Genomic DNA, 18,534 nt, shown 5'->3' on the forward strand with positions numbered 1-18,534 from the left:
TAATATATGAAACACATAACAATTCTGGCATTTAGCGCACTTGTACTTGCCTCGTGCGGCCAAAAAGAAAAAACAAACGATACGTTTGTTACTGCAAATACAGAAAGTAAAGACTTAGCTTTAAACCTAGATCCAAACGCTGGCATTATAAATAATGCTAATAGTCCGCATGTTGCTTTTAAAAGTATAGATATGGGCGACTGTCAGTGGACAGAAGGTTTCTGGGCTGATAAGTTTAAAATTGCCGAAACAAAAATGGTTCCTTACATGCGTAGTTTATTAACCGGTGATACTGGTCACGCACTAAATAACTTTAAAATTGCAGCTGGCTTAAAAGAAGGCGAGCACAAAGGAATGCATTGGCATGATGGCGACTTTTATAAATTTATGGAAGCTACAATGTATGTCTACGCACAAAACAAAGACAAAGCATTATTAAAAGAGATAGATAGTTATATAGATATTATTGGAAAAGCACAAGAAAAAGATGGTTACCTACAAACGCAGATACAATTAAACAAAGATCGCTCTAGGTATGAAAACAGAAAGTTTCATGAAATGTACAATTCTGGTCACTTACTAACCAGTGCTTGCATTCACTACAGAATTACTGGTCAGACTAATTTTTTAGACATTGCTGTTAAACACGCAGACTTATTACACTCGTTATTTATGACAGATGATGAGCGCTATGGCCGTTTTGGATTTAACCAAACGCAAATTATGGGCTTGGTAGAGTTATACAGAACAACAAATGACAAACGCTATTTAGAGCTTGCTGAAAAGTTTATAAACAATAGAGGCGCTTACAAAGTTGCAGAAACTCCAGAAACTAAAGGATATCCTATTGGAGATATGGTACAAGAACGCACACCATTACGTAAGTCCGATGAAGCAGTTGGCCACGCCGTTTTAGCATTGTATTACTACGCAGGCGCAGCAGATGTATACGCAGAAACAGGAGAACAAGCTTTAATTGATGCCTTAGACAAACTATGGATGAATGTTGCCCTTAAAAAAATGTATGTAACTGGAGCAGTTGGCCAAACACACTACGGAGCATCTACCAATAGAGATAAGATAGAAGAAGGCTTTATAGACGAGTATATGATGCCTAATATGACAGCGTACAATGAAACTTGCGCTAATGTATGCAACTCTATGTTTAGCTATCGTATGTTAGGCGTACACGGAGAATCTAAATATGCAGACATTATGGAAACCGTATTGTACAACAGTGCTTTATCTGGCATTAATTTAGAAGGAGATAGATATTACTACGCTAACCCACTTAGAGTAATTCATGGCTCTAGAGATTACGACAAAATGAATACAGAGTTCCCAACAAGACAAGCTTATTTAGACTGTTTTTGCTGCCCTCCTAACCTTGTACGTACTATTGCAAAAGTATCTGGCTGGGCATATAGCAAATCTAAAAATGGTATTGCAGTTAATTTATACGGAGGCAACACTTTAAACACAACACTTACAGATGGTTCTAAAATAAAATTGAAGCAAGAAACTGCTTACCCTTGGAATGGAGATGTTAAAATAACAATGCAAGAATGTAAAAACACATCTTTTGATATGCTTGTTAGAATTCCTGATTGGGCAGAAGGCACAAAAGTTTCTGTAAACGGAAAAGATGCTGATGTTACTGTAAAAGCAGGTGAATTTGCAAAAATTAATCGTGAGTGGAAAAAAGATGATGTTATACGTATTGCAATGCCATTAAACATAAATTTTGTTGAAGGCCACGAACGTATTGAAGAAGTACGTAACCAAGTAGCAATAAAAAGAGGTCCGCTTGTATACTGTGTGGAGTCGGCAGATTTACCAAAAGACACTAGTATTTTAGATGTCTTTATTAAGGGGGATGCATCGCAACTTACATCTGAATACAGACCTGACTTTTTAGGCGGTGTTTCTGCTATTACAGGTAATGTTTTATTACGTAAGGACGCTACAAAAACAGATAAAATGTACCACAAAGTAGACAAGCCAGAGTGGGAAACGTACAACACTACATTTGTACCATACTATGCTTGGTCTAACAGAAATAATAAAAAAGAAAGTGAAATGACAGTATTTTTACCTGTTGTTTGGGAATAAGATAGTTAATTAGTTTTTATGAAAAAAGGGGATAAGTTTTACAACTTATCCCCTTTTTAATTTTTGTTAACTATAGTGTCTTAAACTAACTTATGATCTTTAAGCGGTAATGTTCTGTATCTATTGCCCGTTGCTTTAAAAATTGCATTTACAATTGCGGGTGCTATAACTGGTACACCTGGCTCACCAACACCGGTTGGTTTTTCGTTATTTTCTACAATCTCTACGTATATTTTTGGTGCTTGCGGCATACGTAACATTTGATAATCACCAAAGTTAGTTTGCTCTATAGCTCCATTTTTTGCTGTAATTTTTCCGTAAAAAGCTAGAGACATACCAAAAATAGCAGCGCCTTCCATTTGTGCCGTAATAGTATTTTTATTTACGGCCAAGCCACAATCTATAACAGAATGTATGTTGTGTACTTTTACTTTATTATTTATAACAGATACCTCAACCACAGATGCAACATAAGATAAAAAACTATAATGTACTGCAAGACCCATTGCATGTCCTTCTGGTAATTTTTTACCCCAATCTGCATTTTTAGCAGCTTGCTTTAGTACGTGTTTTAAACGAGCAGTATCATATTTGTATTCGTTTTTTGTTTCTTCAATACGGTCGCTACCAATAAGGTTTAGTCTAAACTCTAACGGGTCTACTCCTGCTTCATTCGCTAATTCATCAGCAAAAACATTTATAGCAAATCCATGTGGAATATTAATTACAGAACGCAACCAACCTATTCTAACATGTGCCGGCGCTTCTCCTGTTTCTACCTGCATATTAGGAATCTCAAAAGGGACGTTTGTAGCACTAGCAGATTCAAAAGGAGCAGGGTCTACAGTTCCAGGCGCAAAAGTAGATGCTATAGAAGGCAATGCAAAACGATGCAACCAACCAGTTACTTTTCCGTCTTTATCTAAACCGCCTTTCATATACTGCGCAGCTACCGTATGGTAATAACCATGTTGTATATCATCTTCTCTTGTCCAAACTACTTGCACAGGAGCTTTAATTGCTTTAGAAACTGCTGCTGCTTCTACAATATAATCTGGCTTAGATTTTCTTCCAAATCCACCACCTAAAAAGGTAACATTAACTGTTACATTTTCTTCCCCGGTTTCTAAAAAGGCGCTAACTTCTGTTCTTGTTCGTTGTGGTTCTTGCGTTGGTGCCCAAACTTCGCAAGTATTACCTTGCACCCATACAACTGCATTTGGAACTTCCATTGGCGCATGTACTAAATGTGGCAATTGGTATGTACTTTCTATAGTTTTAGATGCTTTTTTAAATGCTCCTTCTACATCACCAACAGTTTTTGCAACCTTTCCTTTTTTGTGTACGTTAGCTGTTAATTGCTTCATGTACTCTTCAGAATCATAGGCGTTATTATCGCCTAAATCCCACTCTACTTTTAATGCCTCTTTACCTTTAAAAGCAGCCCAAGTATTTGTTGCCACAACAGCAACACCACCTAAAGGGCCAAAAGGCTTACGCAACATAGGAATTTCTACAACATCTATAACACCTTTTACTTTTAAGGCCGCTGTTTTATCATAAGATTTTACAGTTCCAAAAGCAACAGGACAACGTTTTATTGCTGCAAATTTCATATTATCTACTCGCTTGTCTAAACCAAAAACAGCACTTCCGTTAGATAAATTTGCAACATCTTTACTTGGTAAATACTTACCTATATATTTAAAATCTTTAGGATCTTTTAACTGTACATCTTTAGGTACTTCTAATGTTTTGGCAATTTCTACTAAATCTCCAAATCCTATTTTTTTACCATTATTATCTATAACAAAATGGTTTTCTGCTCTTAATTCTGATGCAGGTACCTCCCATTTTTTAGCTGCAGCAGTAATTAATACTGCCTTTGTAGCTGCTCCTATTTTACGCATTTCTTCAAACAGAAGACGTACACTTTTAGAACCATCTGTGTTTTGATCACCATACTTAGCATCACCCACAGCTTGTTTTATACTTACTCTATCCCAATCTGCTTCCATCTCATCTGCAATAACAGACGTTAAAGAGGTACGCACACCTTGTCCCATTTCTGATCTTGACGCAACCAAAATTAGATTTCCATCAGAATTAAGCTGAACAAATAAATTAGGATTAAACTCTACTATATCTTTTGGTTCGCAAGCAACAAAAAGTGTTGTTCCTGAAGCAATTATTAATCCTCCTGAAGCCAAACCTAAACCTTTTAAAAAGCTTCTACGACTTACATTTTTTACATCTTTCATACTAGCCTTTGTTTTTTAATTCTACAGAATGGTTAATAGCCTTTTTTATACGAGGGTATGTACCACAACGGCAAATATTACGCACCATAGCATTATTAATATCTTCTTCTGACGGATTGCTATTACCGTTTAACAAAGCTGTTGCCGTTATTAATTGTCCCGACTGACAAAATCCACATTGTGGAACATTGTGCTCTTCCCAAGATTTTTGCAATAACTGAAGATTTTCTGTTTGTCCTTCTACTGTAATTAGTTCATTTTCTCCCACAGAAGAAACAGGAAGCTGACAAGAGTTTACAGCCTTGCCATCCATTAAAACCATACAAGCACCACAAAAACCTTTACCGCAACCAAATTTAGTTCCAGTAAAACCTATAATATCTCTTATTGCCCATAACAAAGGCATATCCGGATCTACATCTATAGTGTGTATTTCTCCATTAATTTTTAGTTTGGTCATAAATCTTATATTTAGTTTTATAAAGATGTCTAAGTTTTAAATTTACACAAAAATAAGAACAACAAACCGCTATATTTAACCTATTAACACTTTATTTTATCTAAAACACATTATACAAACTAGTTTTAAAAGAGCTTTTATTCGTTCTAAAACCAATTATTAAACTCTAAAATAGCTACCGAGTTTACAAATAAGGTAAAATAGTGTATGGTATGGATAAACTAAAAGAATGTTTAGTTGTTCATTTTAGGTTATTTTGATAGTAATTAATATTAACTTTTTTGAAATAGATAATGAGATACGCGCAATTAATAGTACTACTTTTCTTTATAAGTAGTTGCCAATCACAAAAAGAGAAAAAAAAGGAAACTAAACAAAAGCCAAATATTTTATTTATTGCTGTTGATGATTTACGTCCAGAGCTCGGCACTTATGGTTCTGAGATTGCCATTACACCAAATATAGATGCCTTAGCTAGTAATGGTTTACAATTTAATAATGCTTATTGCCAAGAAGCAATATGTAGTCCGTCTAGAGCTAGTTTAATGACAGGTGCAAGACCAGAAAGCATTAAGGTAATTGAAAACTTTACATACTTTAGAGAAGCCAATCCAAATATTGTAACCTTGCCACAGAACCTATGGGCCAATGGATATGAAACCGTACATACTGGCAAAATTTACCACGGAAAATACAACGATTTAGAATTGTCTTGGAGTAGAAAACCTGTACCACATAGTGCTATGAGCAGTTCTAAAAAACCATCTTTTGGTTTTAAGCTTCCTGAAAACATTAAAATGCAAAAAGAGAATAGCGCTGCTATGATAAAAAAATATGGCAAAAACGCTTTACGTAATGGCTTAGGAAAAGGACCTGCGTATGAGTTTGCAGATTATCCGGATAACGAATATGAAGATGGCTATAATACAGATTTAGCTATTGCTACCTTAAAAGATATGCTACGTAAAAATCCTGATAAACCATTTTTTTTAGGTTTAGGAATGAAAAAACCTCATCTAGACTGGCAAGCACCCAAAAAATACTGGGATATGTATAATGAGGACGATATAAAACTTGCTAGTCAACAAAAAGGTCCAAAAAATGGGGCTGCAATGGGGCTACACGCTTCTTTTGAACTAAGAGCCAGAGCAGATATTCCTAAAAAAGGAGATATAAGCAATGAGCAAGCTATAAAATTAAAACACGCGTATTTAGCTTGCGTAAGTTATATAGATGCACAAATAGGACGTATGCTAAAAGCATTAGATGAATCTGGACAAAGAGACAACACTATAGTTATATTATGGAGTGACCACGGTTGGCACTTAGGCGATATGGGTATTTGGGGTAAAGCAACAAATTACGAAATTGCAACTAGAGTACCTTTAATAATTACCTCTCCAGGTATGGCTAAAGAAATTAGAGGTAAAAAAACAGATGCCCTTGTAGAGTTGGTAGATATGTACCCAACATTATGCGACTTGGTTAATGTTAGTGTTCCCAACACAGCAGAAGGACAAAGCTTTAAACCGCTGTTAAGCAATCCTGATTTAGATTGGAAAAATGCAGTTTTTAGTCAGTTCCCAACACCAGCGTTAAGAGAATGGGCTGCAAACCCTTTATCTAAAGGAATGAAAGAAACTTCCTTTGGCCCCTTAATTGAAGAGGTTGAAGAAAAAATAAAACAACAACAAGGAGATAAATGGAACAGAGATTTGTTCGAGAACAAGTTAATGGGGTATTCTATGCGAACTAAAGAATATAGATTTATTGTTTGGAAAGATTACACAGATAAAAATGCTGACCCTATATTTATTGAACTTTACGACCATAAAAACGACCCTACTGAAACCGTTAATATCGCAAAAGAAAATCCAGAGATTGTAGCAAAACTGCTAACGCAATTTAACAAGGGTTGGAAAGGTAATTTAGCGCAACTTAACTAGGTATTAAAACATATGATTTTATATAAAAACACCAGAGCTATTTTTTTTGCAGTATCATTATTAATATTAAGCTGTACTAACAAACCTAAAAAAGTAGCACAGACAACACCAGAAATTACAACAGAAACAAAGCAACCTAATATTTTACTTGTTCTTTGTGATGATTTAGGGTATTCTGATGTTGGCTTTAATGGAAGTAAAGATATTAAAACACCAGAACTAGACAGACTAGCAAGTGCAGGTACAATGTTTACATCTGCCTATGTTGCGCATCCGTTTTGCGGACCAAGTAGAGCTGCATTATTAACCGGTAGATATCCGCATACCATAGGATCGCAATTTAACTTACCCGCCAATGGCGAGTCTCAAGGTAAAGGAATTTCTATTAACGAGCAATTTATTGCTAAAACACTACAAGAATCGGGTTATTACACTGGTGCAATTGGCAAGTGGCATTTAGGAGCCACACACAAATACCACCCTAATGAAAGAGGTTTTACAGATTTCTACGGTTTTTTAGCTGGTGGTCATAATTATTTTCCAGAGCAATACCAAGCACAATACGAACGCCAAAAGATAGCTAAGAAAAAGATAATTAGAGATTACATACTTCCGCTAGAACACAATGGTAAAGAAGTTAAAGAGACAGAATATTTAACCGATGCCTTTTCTAGAGAAGCATCTCGTTTTGTAAAAGAAGCAGCAACCAAAGACAAACCATTTTTTTTATACTTGGCATACAATGCTCCGCACGTACCTTTAGAAGCTAAGCAAGAAGATTTAGAAAAATTTTCAGATATAAAAGATAAAGACAGAAGAACTTATGCCGCTATGGTTTATGCTGTAGACAGAGGTGTAAAACAAATAGTACATACATTAAAAGAAACAAATCAATTAGAAAATACATTAATTATCTTTTTAAGTGATAATGGCGGAAACACAGATCACGGTGCAACTAACTATCCTTTAAACGGTAGAAAAGGAGATACCTGGGAAGGTGGTTACCGTGTTCCTATGTTTATGTACTGGCCAAAAAATATTGCGCAAGGGCAAAAAAATAATTTCCCTATTACAAGTTTAGACATTTACCCTACTCTAACACATATAGGACAAGCAAAGCTTCCTGATAACAAAATTTTAAATGGTAAAAACGTATGGAAATCTATTTTGGCAAATGAAGATCCACACGCAAAAGAAACATTATTTGCTATGCGCCACAGAGAAGGTTACACAGATGTATCTGCTAGAAAAGACGACTGGAAAGCATTAAAAGTTAGCAGACAACCTTGGAAACTTTTTAAAATTACAGAAGATATTAGTGAAGAAAATGACCTAAGCTCTACGCACCCAGAGATATTAAAACAACTTGTAGATACTGCAAAGCAATGGAGTAATAGCCACACAGAACCACTTTGGTTTGACCCTACCTATTTAGAGAGAATGTGGAAAGACAGCACAATGGCCACTTTTAATAATACTTTTGCATTACCTAAATAAATACAAACATATATTTTAATACAAACTCCTTATACTACCAAGGAGTTTTTTTGTGCTCTTCTTTAAGTGCTAGAGACAAAGCTTTTAAGGTTAAAAAAAACTACTTGTAAAGGCCACCTACCCCAAATTACACCTCATTACCTAGAATACGAGTCATTTTAACTAAAAAGGTTAAAATAATGTTATCGAAAGGTAAAATTGATAAATAGACACCCTGTTTTTTACACTTCTTTTGATATATGAAACTAATTTTTATGATATATACATTTTCTTCGTTACTATTTTTCTTAAAAACTAGATAAATGCTACGTATCTAAAATAACTAAAAATATTTAAGAATTAGAAGCTTAGCATAAAAACAATATGTCACTAAAAAACTCCTAACGTAACAACTCAGAATTATGAAAAAACCAAAAAGTAAAAAAAATGGGAATTATTTTTCCCTATTTAATAAGTTGCTCTTAATACAACTTATACTATGTAACCTATTGGCTATAACTTTACACGCAAGTGCAAAAGAGAACACTCCTCCTATAAATACACAACAAAGAACTATTACAGGGTCTGTTTCTGATGAAATGGGGCCAATGCTAGGTGTTAGTATTGTTGTAAAAGGAACAACTACGGGTACAACCACAGATTTTGATGGTAATTACAGTATTACCGTAGATAATGATGCCACTGTTTTAGTATTTACCTATATAGGCTATAAAGCACAAGAAATAACTGTTGGTAGCAAGTCTACTATTAATATAACATTAGAAACAGATGCAGAAAACCTTGAAGAGGTTGTAGTTTTAGGATATACAACTAGAAAAAAGGGAGAAGTTACAGGATCTGTTAGTTCTATTAAAAGTGAAGACATAGAAAAAACATCTAATAAAGATTTGGCAAAGTCTTTAGCTGGTAAAGTTTCTGGTTTAATTGTGAACGATAGAGGTGGTTATCCTGGATCTACAGGAGACGTATCTTTATTAATTAGAGGTAAATCTACCTTAAACAACAACTCGCCTTTAATATTAATAGATGGTGTAGTTTCTGGATCTTTTTCTCAACTATCTCCACAAGATGTAGCATCTATAACAATACTAAAAGATGGTGCAGCTGCAATTTATGGAGCTAGAGCAGCAAACGGTGTAATTTTAGTTACAACAAAAAGAGGTAAATCTGGGAAACCAAAAATTAACATCTCTTCATCATACAACTTATCTTCTTTTTCTGTTAAGCCAAGCCTTATGTCATCTGAGCAGTATGCTATTTATGAGAATGAGATCACTGACAGATTAGGACAGGCTCCACGTTTTACACAAGAGCAAATAGACAAATATGCATCAGGTACAGATCCGCTTAATTTTCCAAGTACAGATTGGAGCGATTTAACTTTTGCTAGAACATCTCCAGAATCTAGAAATACAATTTCTATTTCTGGTGGTAACGAAGATGTAAAATACTTTGTTAGTGGCGATTTTATTAAACAAGTAGGTTTGTTTAAATCTGGAGATTTAAAATTTAAACAAAACCAAGTACGTTCTAACTTAGATATTAAACTTACAGAAGACATTAAAATAGGTGTAGATATTTCTGGAAGATTTGGAAACACACAAGAACCAGGTGTAGACGCTGGTTTTATATACAAACATATTTACACCAATGAGCCAACGCAAGCCGGCATTTACCCTAACGGATTACCGGGATGGGGTGGAGAAAACGGAGCTAACCCTTACGTTATGTCTAGTAACCAATCTGGTTTTCTAAAAAGAATAGACAACACATTACGTGGTCGTTTTTCTTTTGATTGGGACTTAAATAAAATAACACCAGGTTTATCTTTCAAATCTTTTGTTGGTATACGCAGACAAAATAACGATCAGAAATCTTGGTACACACCATGGACGGTTTATACATATCAGCAAGATACTGGCGAGTATGTGCCTTCTACAGGTAAATCTCAAAGAGGTGGCGAAAGAATTCTTAGAGAAGGCTTTTGGAAGTTTGATGAAATACAGGCTAACGCTACATTATACTACAGCAAAAAACTAGGCGAAAATCATTCTATTAGCACTTTTGTTGGGTACGAGCAAGCACAATCAGAACAAAGACAGTTTTGGGCACAACGTCAAGGTTTTCCAACAAAAGAACATACAGAGTTATTTGCTGGTAGTGACGAAGGTCAACAATCATTTGGCACATCTCAAGAATGGGGAAGAGTTAACTACTTTGGATCTTTTTCTTACGATTACAAAAAGAAGTATTTTGTAGACGTTACTGTGCGACATGATGGCTCTAGTAACTTTGGTCCTGGAAAAAGATACGGTACCTTCCCAGGTATTGCTGCTTCATGGGCAATTAACAAAGAATCTTTCTTAGACAATGCAGATTGGTTAACAGATTTACGTTTAAGAGGGTCTTGGGCCAAAATGGGTAACGATCGTATTGGAGCTTTTCAATACCTAACTCGTTTTGATTATGGCGGAGCAACAGATGTTGCAAACCCAAATTACTATGTTTTTGGTTCTCCTGGTGTTAGTTACAATGGATATACACCAGATAACGTCCCTAACCCTAATATTACTTGGGAAACGGCCTATATGAAAAATATTGGTTTAGCTTTTTCTATGTTCGATAGTAAATTAACAGGAGATTTTAATTACTTCTATCAAAACAGAGAAGATATTCTTGTTACAAGAGCTGCTGCAATACCAGATGCTGCTGGTTTAACATTACCAGCAGAAAACATTGGTAAAGTAGACAACTTTGGTTGGGAATTAGAATTAGGTTGGAGCAAACAAGTAAATGATAATTTTAGCTATAACTTAGGTGGTAACATTACCAAGGCTAGAAATGAGGTAGTATTTTTAGCAGAAGCTGATGATGTTCCTGAATGGAGAAAAAGAGAGGGTTATTCTATAGATTCTTACATTACCTACCCAACTTCGGGTATTTTTAGAGACCAAGCACAAGTAGATGCTACACCCGTAAAACTAGCTGGTACTGTAGAAGGAGAACCAATTTATGTAGATACAGATGGTAACGGAAAAATAGATTCTAATGATAGAGTTCGTGACTTTGGCTCTAATATACCACAAATACAATTTGGCCTTTTTGGAGGGTTTAAATACAAGAATTTTGATATGAGTTTCTTGTTTCAAGGACAAGCTGAAGCAGAAATGCTAGTATTTTTTGATCAGTCAGGAGCTAAACCAGAATATGTATTCAACCAAAGGTGGACACCAACAAACAGAGACGCTAGTTACCCAAGAGCTTTTGCTCAAGATGATAAATATAGCGGTAACCAAAGTGGAGACCCTGCCAACTTTCAAGGAGCAGATTTATGGCTGCATGACGCATCATTCTTAAGATTAAAAGAACTAGAGATTGGTTATACCATACCTAAAGAAAAAATTAAGGCTTGCGATATTAAAGTATTTGCAAGAGGCTTAAACTTATTTACTATGTTTTCTGATGTATACAAGTTAGGTCTAGATCCAGAAGCTTCTGGCTACAATAACTTTAGAGATAGTACATACCCATCATTAAGAACATATACGCTAGGTGTAAACTTTAGTTTCTAATTTAAAAAAAAACAGATATGAAAAATATAAAATTAATATATGCACTTATAGCAATTGCCGTGTTTGGTTTTTCAAGCTGCAATGACGTGCTAGATGTACAAGCTACAGATGCCTTTGCAGAAGACCTTATTTACAATGAGACAGAACAATTAGAGAGACTGGTATATACCGTATATAATAGTACAGAAAGTTGGGGCGCAAACAAAAGACAATGGTGGGCGCGTAGATTTAATATGGAAGTTGGTTCTTATGAAGCTATTTTTAACTTTAAATTACTAGATCAATTTAGACTTAGAGCCGGAATGACTCCTGGTACTGTTGGTATGTTAAACGGAAAATGGGATAACTACTGGGATTATGTTAGACTTGCTAATGAGTTTTTAGACAAGGTAGACGATAGTCCTGCTATGGAAAAAGATCCTGAAAATGTTAAAATTTTAAAAGCAGAAATGCGTTTCTTGCGTGCTAATTTATATGCAAAATTAATACGTTTTTATGGTGGTGTACCAATATTAGAAAATGCATTAGGTTTAGATGACGATTTTGCTTTAGTTCGTAATAGTTATGAAGAGTGTGTAGATTTTATTGTAAAAGAATTAGATGCTGTTGCTGCCGTTTTACCAGAAACTAGACCTGGTAGCGAGTTTGGTAGAGCTACAAAATTAGCTGCTTTAGCTGTAAAATCTAGAACATTATTATATGCTGCTAGTCAATTACATGATCCTGCTTTTGCACCAAGTAACGATCCATTATATACGTATAGCAAACCAACAAAATGGCAAGACGCAGCAGATGCTGCTAAAGCTATAATAGATTTAGTTGGCGCTCGTGATTTAATTGCTGTTGCAGATGCTAAAGAATATCAAAACCTATTTTTATCTCCTAATGATGATATTCTTTTTGCTAGACCATACAGTAGTCTTTATTACGATTTTGGTACAGATGCAAATTCTTTACCAGACCAAACAATGTCTCCAAGCGGATACAGTGGTTGGGCTTTAGCTGCTCCTACACATAACTTTACATTACAGTTTAATATGGCAGATGGTACAACAACTAATGATGCTAGTTTTGATCCTGCAAATCCTAATGCGAATAGAGAAATGAGATATTATGCAGATCTTAACTACAACGGAGCTGAATTTAGAGGTCGTAAAGTTGAGTATTTTTTATCTGATGATACAAGTGTTAATCCTCACGGTTTAGATTCTGAACAAGGTTTAGGAAACCAACAACACTCGTCTAAAACAGGATACAACATTAGAAAATTCCAAGATGAAGGTATTGGAACTTTAAATGCAGAAGGTTTGGTAGATGGTTTAACAGGGATTTCACCAGAACGTCCATACATATTATATAGACTTGCTGAGGTTTACTTAAACTATGCAGAAGCACAATATCATTTAAATGACGAAGGTACTGCAAGAACATTTTTAAATAAAGTATCTAGTAGAGCCTTACAACCAGCAATAACTGCTTCTGGAACAGATTTATTAGAAGCAATTAAAAGAGAAAGACGTATAGAACTTTGTTTTGAAGGTCATAACTTTTTTGATGAGAGAAGATGGATGAACGAAAGTCATTTAGGTTTTGATGTAAAAGGACTTAGATGGACAAAAGCTTTAGATGGTACAGAAACAAGTGAAGAAGTATCTGTTGTAGAAAGACCTTGGATGACACAACATTACTATTTACCAATACCTGCTTCCGAAGTAGAAAAAGCGCCAACTATGTTACAAAACTTTGGATATTAATAAAACAAGTTAGTTTAGTTTACAATTGTTTTTAGTTGCAATTGTTTGAGTTAGTTTATTTCTATAAGCTAAAAAAGGGCCTTACATAAAGTAAGGCTCTTTTATTTTTTTATTTAGTATCTTAGTTACACAAAAGCCCTTAATGTCTCTAGATCTTTTAAAACAAAATATAACCAATAACTGCAAGCTCTCTGCAAAAGAGCTAGACCATTTTAGTGCTTCATTTTACTCCAAATCAATTGCTAAAAAAGAGTATTTATTACAACAAGGAGAAATATGTAAGTTTGAAGGCTATGTTACAAAAGGCTGTTTTAGAGTATTTACCATAGACCAGCAAGGCAAAGAACACGTCTTATATTTTGCAGTAAAAGATTGGTGGATTACAGATATAGATAGCTTTACCAACCAAAACACCTCTTTTTTATCTATACAAGCGTTAGAAGACAGTAAAGTATTACTTATAAACCATACAGATAAAGAACGTGTTTACAAAGAAATACCTGCCGTAGAAAAACTCTTTAGAATAATGACCCAAAAAACGTTGGTCTCTTTACAACGAAGAATGATACGCAACTTAAGCGAAACCGCAGATGAGCGTTACTTAAACTTTATAGACACCTATCCAGAAATAGCACAAAAACTTACCAACCTACAATTAGCTTCATACCTAGGTATATCGCATGAGTTTTTAAGTAAAATTAGAAACAAGATTGTTTTAAAATAATACTACACTTTTTCATTTATTGAACTTGTTCAATGTTTTTAAATATAGATGTACGCAACTTTGTATCATCAAATTAAAACAAAAACAGAAAATGAAAAATCTTATTTACACAATAGTAGTATCAACATTAATTTTATTTAAAATGGAAGCACAAAACACACAAACAGTAACAACAAGTAATTTTAAATTACAGGTATATAATGCATCAGAAAATAGCTTTGGCGTTGCCTCTGTAATAGTTTCTGGTAAAGAAGATGCCATTTTAATAGATGCACAGTTTACCTTAGAAGATGCAGAAAAAGTAGCATCAGAAATTAAAGCTAGTGGTAAAAACTTAAAAACCATATTTGTATCGCACGGAGATCCTGACTTTTACTTTGGATTACAAGTGTTTAAAAACCATTTTCCAGACGTTACGGTATATGCAGCACCAGCAACAGTAGAACACATAAAAGTAACCGCACAAAAAAAGTTAGATGTCTGGGGTGGTAAGTTAGGAGACTTAATTACTAGTAATGTAGTTTTACCACAAGTATTAAAAGGAAGCTCTTTAGAATTAGAAGGTGAAAAACTAGAAATTATTGGTTTAGAAGATTTTGCGACTAAGACATTTGTTTACATACCGTCTAGCAAAGCAGTAATTGGTGGTATTAATGTATTTTCAGATAGTTTTCATCCTTGGATGGCAGATGCACAAACTACAGAAGCACGTACTAATTGGATAAAAGTATTAGACAAGATTACAAGCTTACAACCAAGTGTAGTTATACCTGCGCACGGCAACGCTAGCACGCAGCTTAACTTAACATCTGTACAACACACCAAAGACTATATAAAGTTCTATGAGAATGCTTTAAAAGCTAAACCTAAGTCTGTAGAATTAATAAAAATATTAAAAAAACAATACCCTACTGCTACGTTTGAAACTGCTTTGCAAATTGGTGCAAAAGTAAATACAGGAGAAATGAAATGGTAAATATTACTAAAGTCGGCTGCTTAACACTACTCTTAGTGTTAAGTAGTTGTTTTAATACTTATGATATGACAAATTTAGAAATTGTTAAAAGCACTTATGAAGGTAAAACCTCTGAAGAAAACGGAGCTAATCTTGCCAAATATGTTGCTAAAGATATAAAATGGACAGAGGCTAAAGGTTTTCCTTACGCTGGCACTTACATTGGTCTAGAAGAAATTGCAAAAAATGTTTTTTACAGATTAGGATCTGAGTGGATAAACTACACATTTACTCCCGATACTTATGTTGCAGATGGCAATATAGTTGTTGCCATTGGCACATATACAGGAACTTACAAAAAAACCAACAAGGCTTTTAGTGCTCGTGTAGCACATTTTTGGACACTAGAAAAGAGAAAAATAGTCAGTTTTGAGCAAATAGTAGATAGTAAAACAGTAGCAGAAGCGCTAAATAACTAGAAATTAACTGGTTTATGTTAAAAATGCATTGTACTTTAGATAAAGTATGATGCATTTTTTTTAGTTTTTATTGTTATTTATTACAAAAAAACAAATAATTAGGAGTAATATGTTAAAACAACAAAACCTAACACCCTGTATCTTATTTAATTAGAAAGAATTCTTGGATTTGAAAGAATTACCTTATTTTTGCACTCTAAATAACTTACAGTTAACCTTTTAAATTTAACAACCATTAAAATAAAAGACTAAATGAAATAAAAAAATAAAGTTTCTTTTTAAAAGTATACGTCTTTACCCCAAGATGATATAACTGAACACTATATAGTACTTAAAAAGAAATTATTGAAATACAAACCTAAGAACATAACCTATGAAAATGAACAACTTACTAAAGGCTTCCGTCTTTGTATTTCTGTTAACTTGTTGTACCCCATCTAACGAGTCTAAAGCAGATACTTACAAAAAAAACGGAGACACAGAAAAAGCTATTGCACACTACAAACTAGCAATAGAAGAAGGCAGCGTAAAATCTATGAACAAATTGGCTTTACTATATGTAAACAATCATAAATTAGACGAAGCCAAAAAGTACTACCAAATGAGTTTTGAAAAAGGCAATGAATCTGCGGCTCAGATTTTAGCCTCTTTATGTGCCAGTAACAAAGATTACCAAGGCACAATTAAGTATGGCAAAAAACTAGCAGATAATGGTAATTTAGCCGTGATCTACAATTTAGGAAACGCCTATTTAAGTCTAGGAGAGTACGACCTGGCTATAAAGTACCTTAAAAAAGACGCCACTTCCATTTTTACAAAAAATTTGTTGGGTGAAGCGTACTACAAAAAAGGAGATTTAAAGAACGCAGAAAAAGTTTGGAAATCGGCCGTTGACAAGAACCACATTGCCTCTAAAGGATCTTTACAAAAATTATTGCGACTGTATTTAAAACAAGGCAGAACAGACGAGTACCAAGAGTACAAAAACAACTACTCATCTAACAGTTAACACAAAGAAAACCAAAAACAAAACAACTGTTTATCACCTAAAAAATAAGTGGTCCTTATGTGCAATTTATTTTAAATTCTGTCGTTAAAGTGTAAGTAAAATTCCGTGAAATACACAAATCTAATCTTTATTCTATTTTTAATAGAGTAATAAAAGCGTCTTATTATGATAGCACCTAAGGAACATATAAACGAAAAAGAACGTCTAGAATCTTTAAATTCTTTTTCTGTTTTAGATTCGCTACCAGAGTCGGACTATGATGATATTACCGCAATTGCTGCAGAAATATGCAATATGCCTATTGCTATGATTAGCTTAATAGATAAAGACAGACAATGGTTTAAATCTTCTATAGGTGTAGATGTTTCTGAGACCGAAAGGGCAGTCTCTTTCTGTGGCCACGCCATAAACAACAAAGACAAACCCTTTATGGTTAATGATACGCGTTTAGATGAACGTTTTTATGACAATCCTTTGGTTACAGGAGAAAGCAACATTGTATTTTATGCAGGTGTGCCTTTTGTTACAGAAGATGGTTTTCCGTTAGGTACTTTATGCGTTGCAGACCAAAAACCAAACACACTTACAGACCACCAAATTAAATCTTTAACAGCTTTGTCTAACCAAGTAATGAACTTGCTTAACCTTAGAAAAAGCAAAAAAAGACTTAAAGAAGAATTAGCTAAACAAGAAGATAAAAATTTAGACCTAGAGCGCTTTGCTTTTATAGCTGCACACGATTTAAAATCTCCCCTAAATAACGTATCTAGTTTAACATCTCTCTTTTTAGAAATGTACGATTCTAAAATAGATGAAGAAGGCAAACAAATACTAAAGATGATAGTAGACTCGTCTGACAAGTTAAAGGGGCTAATTGAAGGCTTATTAGACTACAGTAGAAGCGATACTATTTTAAGCAAAAGCAAAGTAGATATTAAGGTAGCAGATGTAAAAAATACCATCTCTAGTATGTTCTCTTTTGAAAAAAATATAGATTTTACTCTAAAAAGCACACTAACAGACTTAACTGTAAACCAAACAGCCTTAGACCAAATATTAATAAACCTTGTAACCAATGCCATTAAATACAGTGACAAGGAACAAATTAAAATAGAATTAGGTGTATCTAGTACAGATACGCATTACCAGTTCTACGTCTTAGACAATGGCCCAGGAATACCTTTAGAGAAACAAGACCAAATATTTAAAATTTTTGAAGTAAATGCCAACCAAGACAAATACGGTGTTCGTGGTAATGGCATAGGCTTAGCAACAGTAAAAAAGATTGTAGAAAAATCTGGTGGCACCATAAAAGTAACATCCGAAGTTCATGAAGGAGCTAAGTTTAGTTTTAGCCTTAAAAAATAAAAAAGAATGCTTGGTTTGGCCAAGCACTATTGTAGCCATACAACAAAAGAAGCCTTGACGTAAAACTCAGGGCTTTTTTAGTTTTAAAAAACAACCACACAGTTTTTTATACCAACGGTATAGAATTTAGGTACAATTACACAAATACGTAATTATAGTATAAAAATTAGTATTAAATTGTAAGAAAATTAAGCGACAAAAATAGAAATGTGCGTTTATTACACCTATATGGGTGAGTAAACGCAATAAATTGCGTTTACTAACTAGTTATCTATCACGAAAGTATTTTTGTAGGTTTCAGTTCAAAAATTACGGCGCATTAGTCCTAATGGTAGTCGGTGCTGGATCGCAGCTTTTAAAACTTGATGAATGACGGCAAATTCATAGTTTTTTGGAT

General features: G+C 34.2%; 12 protein-coding genes. 10 read left to right on the plus strand and 2 right to left on the minus strand.

Annotated features, from left to right (window positions below):
- The first annotated feature begins 6 nt into the window (after positions 1-6).
- Entirely contained in the window at positions 7-2,112 is a 2,106-nt protein-coding gene (locus tag BT107_RS09440; RefSeq protein WP_072303534.1) for a glycoside hydrolase family 127 protein, read from the plus strand.
- An 80-nt stretch (positions 2,113-2,192) separates the two neighbouring features.
- Here BT107_RS09440 and BT107_RS09445 read toward each other — a convergent pair whose 3' ends face one another.
- Complete coding sequence (locus BT107_RS09445) at positions 2,193-4,373, minus strand: xanthine dehydrogenase family protein molybdopterin-binding subunit (RefSeq protein ID WP_072303535.1); 2,181 nt, start codon at positions 4,371-4,373, stop codon at positions 2,193-2,195.
- 1 nt (position 4,374) lies between these two features.
- Complete coding sequence (locus BT107_RS09450; RefSeq protein ID WP_072303536.1) at positions 4,375-4,833, minus strand: (2Fe-2S)-binding protein; 459 nt, start codon at positions 4,831-4,833, stop codon at positions 4,375-4,377.
- A gap of 293 nt (positions 4,834-5,126) precedes the next feature.
- Between BT107_RS09450 and BT107_RS09455 the strand changes: the two genes are divergently transcribed.
- The 9 genes from BT107_RS09455 to BT107_RS09495 all read left to right on the plus strand — a co-directional run bounded on the left by BT107_RS09455 (position 5,127) and on the right by BT107_RS09495 (position 18,137).
- Positions 5,127-6,779 (plus strand): sulfatase, encoded by a 1,653-nt coding sequence (locus BT107_RS09455; RefSeq protein WP_072303537.1) that lies wholly within the window; start codon positions 5,127-5,129, stop codon positions 6,777-6,779.
- A 12-nt stretch (positions 6,780-6,791) separates the two neighbouring features.
- On the plus strand, positions 6,792-8,276 hold the full coding sequence (locus BT107_RS09460; RefSeq protein ID WP_072303538.1) for a sulfatase-like hydrolase/transferase: 1,485 nt from the start codon (positions 6,792-6,794) through the stop codon (positions 8,274-8,276).
- Positions 8,277-8,677: 401 nt separating this feature from the next.
- Positions 8,678-11,848, plus strand: coding sequence for a SusC/RagA family TonB-linked outer membrane protein (locus tag BT107_RS09465; protein ID WP_072303539.1), 3,171 nt, complete (start codon positions 8,678-8,680; stop codon positions 11,846-11,848).
- A gap of 17 nt (positions 11,849-11,865) precedes the next feature.
- Positions 11,866-13,602: a RagB/SusD family nutrient uptake outer membrane protein gene (locus tag BT107_RS09470; protein WP_072303540.1), complete on the plus strand. Its 1,737-nt coding sequence runs from the start codon at positions 11,866-11,868 to the stop codon at positions 13,600-13,602.
- 142 nt (positions 13,603-13,744) lie between these two features.
- Positions 13,745-14,326: a Crp/Fnr family transcriptional regulator gene (locus BT107_RS09475; RefSeq protein WP_072303541.1), complete on the plus strand. Its 582-nt coding sequence runs from the start codon at positions 13,745-13,747 to the stop codon at positions 14,324-14,326.
- A gap of 91 nt (positions 14,327-14,417) precedes the next feature.
- Positions 14,418-15,302 (plus strand): MBL fold metallo-hydrolase, encoded by an 885-nt coding sequence (locus BT107_RS09480; RefSeq protein WP_072303542.1) that lies wholly within the window; start codon positions 14,418-14,420, stop codon positions 15,300-15,302.
- Positions 15,303-15,367: 65 nt separating this feature from the next.
- Positions 15,368-15,760, plus strand: a complete 393-nt coding sequence (locus tag BT107_RS09485; RefSeq protein WP_072303795.1) for a nuclear transport factor 2 family protein — start codon at positions 15,368-15,370, stop codon at positions 15,758-15,760.
- A 379-nt stretch (positions 15,761-16,139) separates the two neighbouring features.
- Entirely contained in the window at positions 16,140-16,769 is a 630-nt protein-coding gene (locus BT107_RS09490) for a tetratricopeptide repeat protein (protein WP_072303543.1), read from the plus strand.
- A 165-nt stretch (positions 16,770-16,934) separates the two neighbouring features.
- On the plus strand, positions 16,935-18,137 hold the full coding sequence (locus BT107_RS09495; RefSeq protein ID WP_072303544.1) for a GAF domain-containing sensor histidine kinase: 1,203 nt from the start codon (positions 16,935-16,937) through the stop codon (positions 18,135-18,137).
- Positions 18,138-18,534: the final 397 nt, after the last annotated feature.

This window comes from Cellulophaga fucicola, from assembly GCF_900119145.1.
Lineage (GTDB): Bacteria > Bacteroidota > Bacteroidia > Flavobacteriales > Flavobacteriaceae > Cellulophaga > Cellulophaga fucicola.

Bases quoted from the DNA above. Each gene is read 5' to 3' on its own strand.
- BT107_RS09440 (WP_072303534.1), top strand. From the start codon at position 7: ATGAAACACATAACAATTCTGGCATTTAGCGCACTTGTACTTGCCTCG.
- BT107_RS09445 (WP_072303535.1), bottom strand. From the start codon at position 4,373: ATGAAAGATGTAAAAAATGTAAGTCGTAGAAGCTTTTTAAAAGGTTTA.
- BT107_RS09450 (WP_072303536.1), bottom strand. From the start codon at position 4,833: ATGACCAAACTAAAAATTAATGGAGAAATACACACTATAGATGTAGAT.
- BT107_RS09455 (WP_072303537.1), top strand. From the start codon at position 5,127: ATGAGATACGCGCAATTAATAGTACTACTTTTCTTTATAAGTAGTTGC.
- BT107_RS09460 (WP_072303538.1), top strand. From the start codon at position 6,792: ATGATTTTATATAAAAACACCAGAGCTATTTTTTTTGCAGTATCATTA.
- BT107_RS09465 (WP_072303539.1), top strand. From the start codon at position 8,678: ATGAAAAAACCAAAAAGTAAAAAAAATGGGAATTATTTTTCCCTATTT.
- BT107_RS09470 (WP_072303540.1), top strand. From the start codon at position 11,866: ATGAAAAATATAAAATTAATATATGCACTTATAGCAATTGCCGTGTTT.
- BT107_RS09475 (WP_072303541.1), top strand. From the start codon at position 13,745: ATGTCTCTAGATCTTTTAAAACAAAATATAACCAATAACTGCAAGCTC.
- BT107_RS09480 (WP_072303542.1), top strand. From the start codon at position 14,418: ATGAAAAATCTTATTTACACAATAGTAGTATCAACATTAATTTTATTT.
- BT107_RS09485 (WP_072303795.1), top strand. From the start codon at position 15,368: ATGACAAATTTAGAAATTGTTAAAAGCACTTATGAAGGTAAAACCTCT.
- BT107_RS09490 (WP_072303543.1), top strand. From the start codon at position 16,140: ATGAACAACTTACTAAAGGCTTCCGTCTTTGTATTTCTGTTAACTTGT.
- BT107_RS09495 (WP_072303544.1), top strand. From the start codon at position 16,935: ATGATAGCACCTAAGGAACATATAAACGAAAAAGAACGTCTAGAATCT.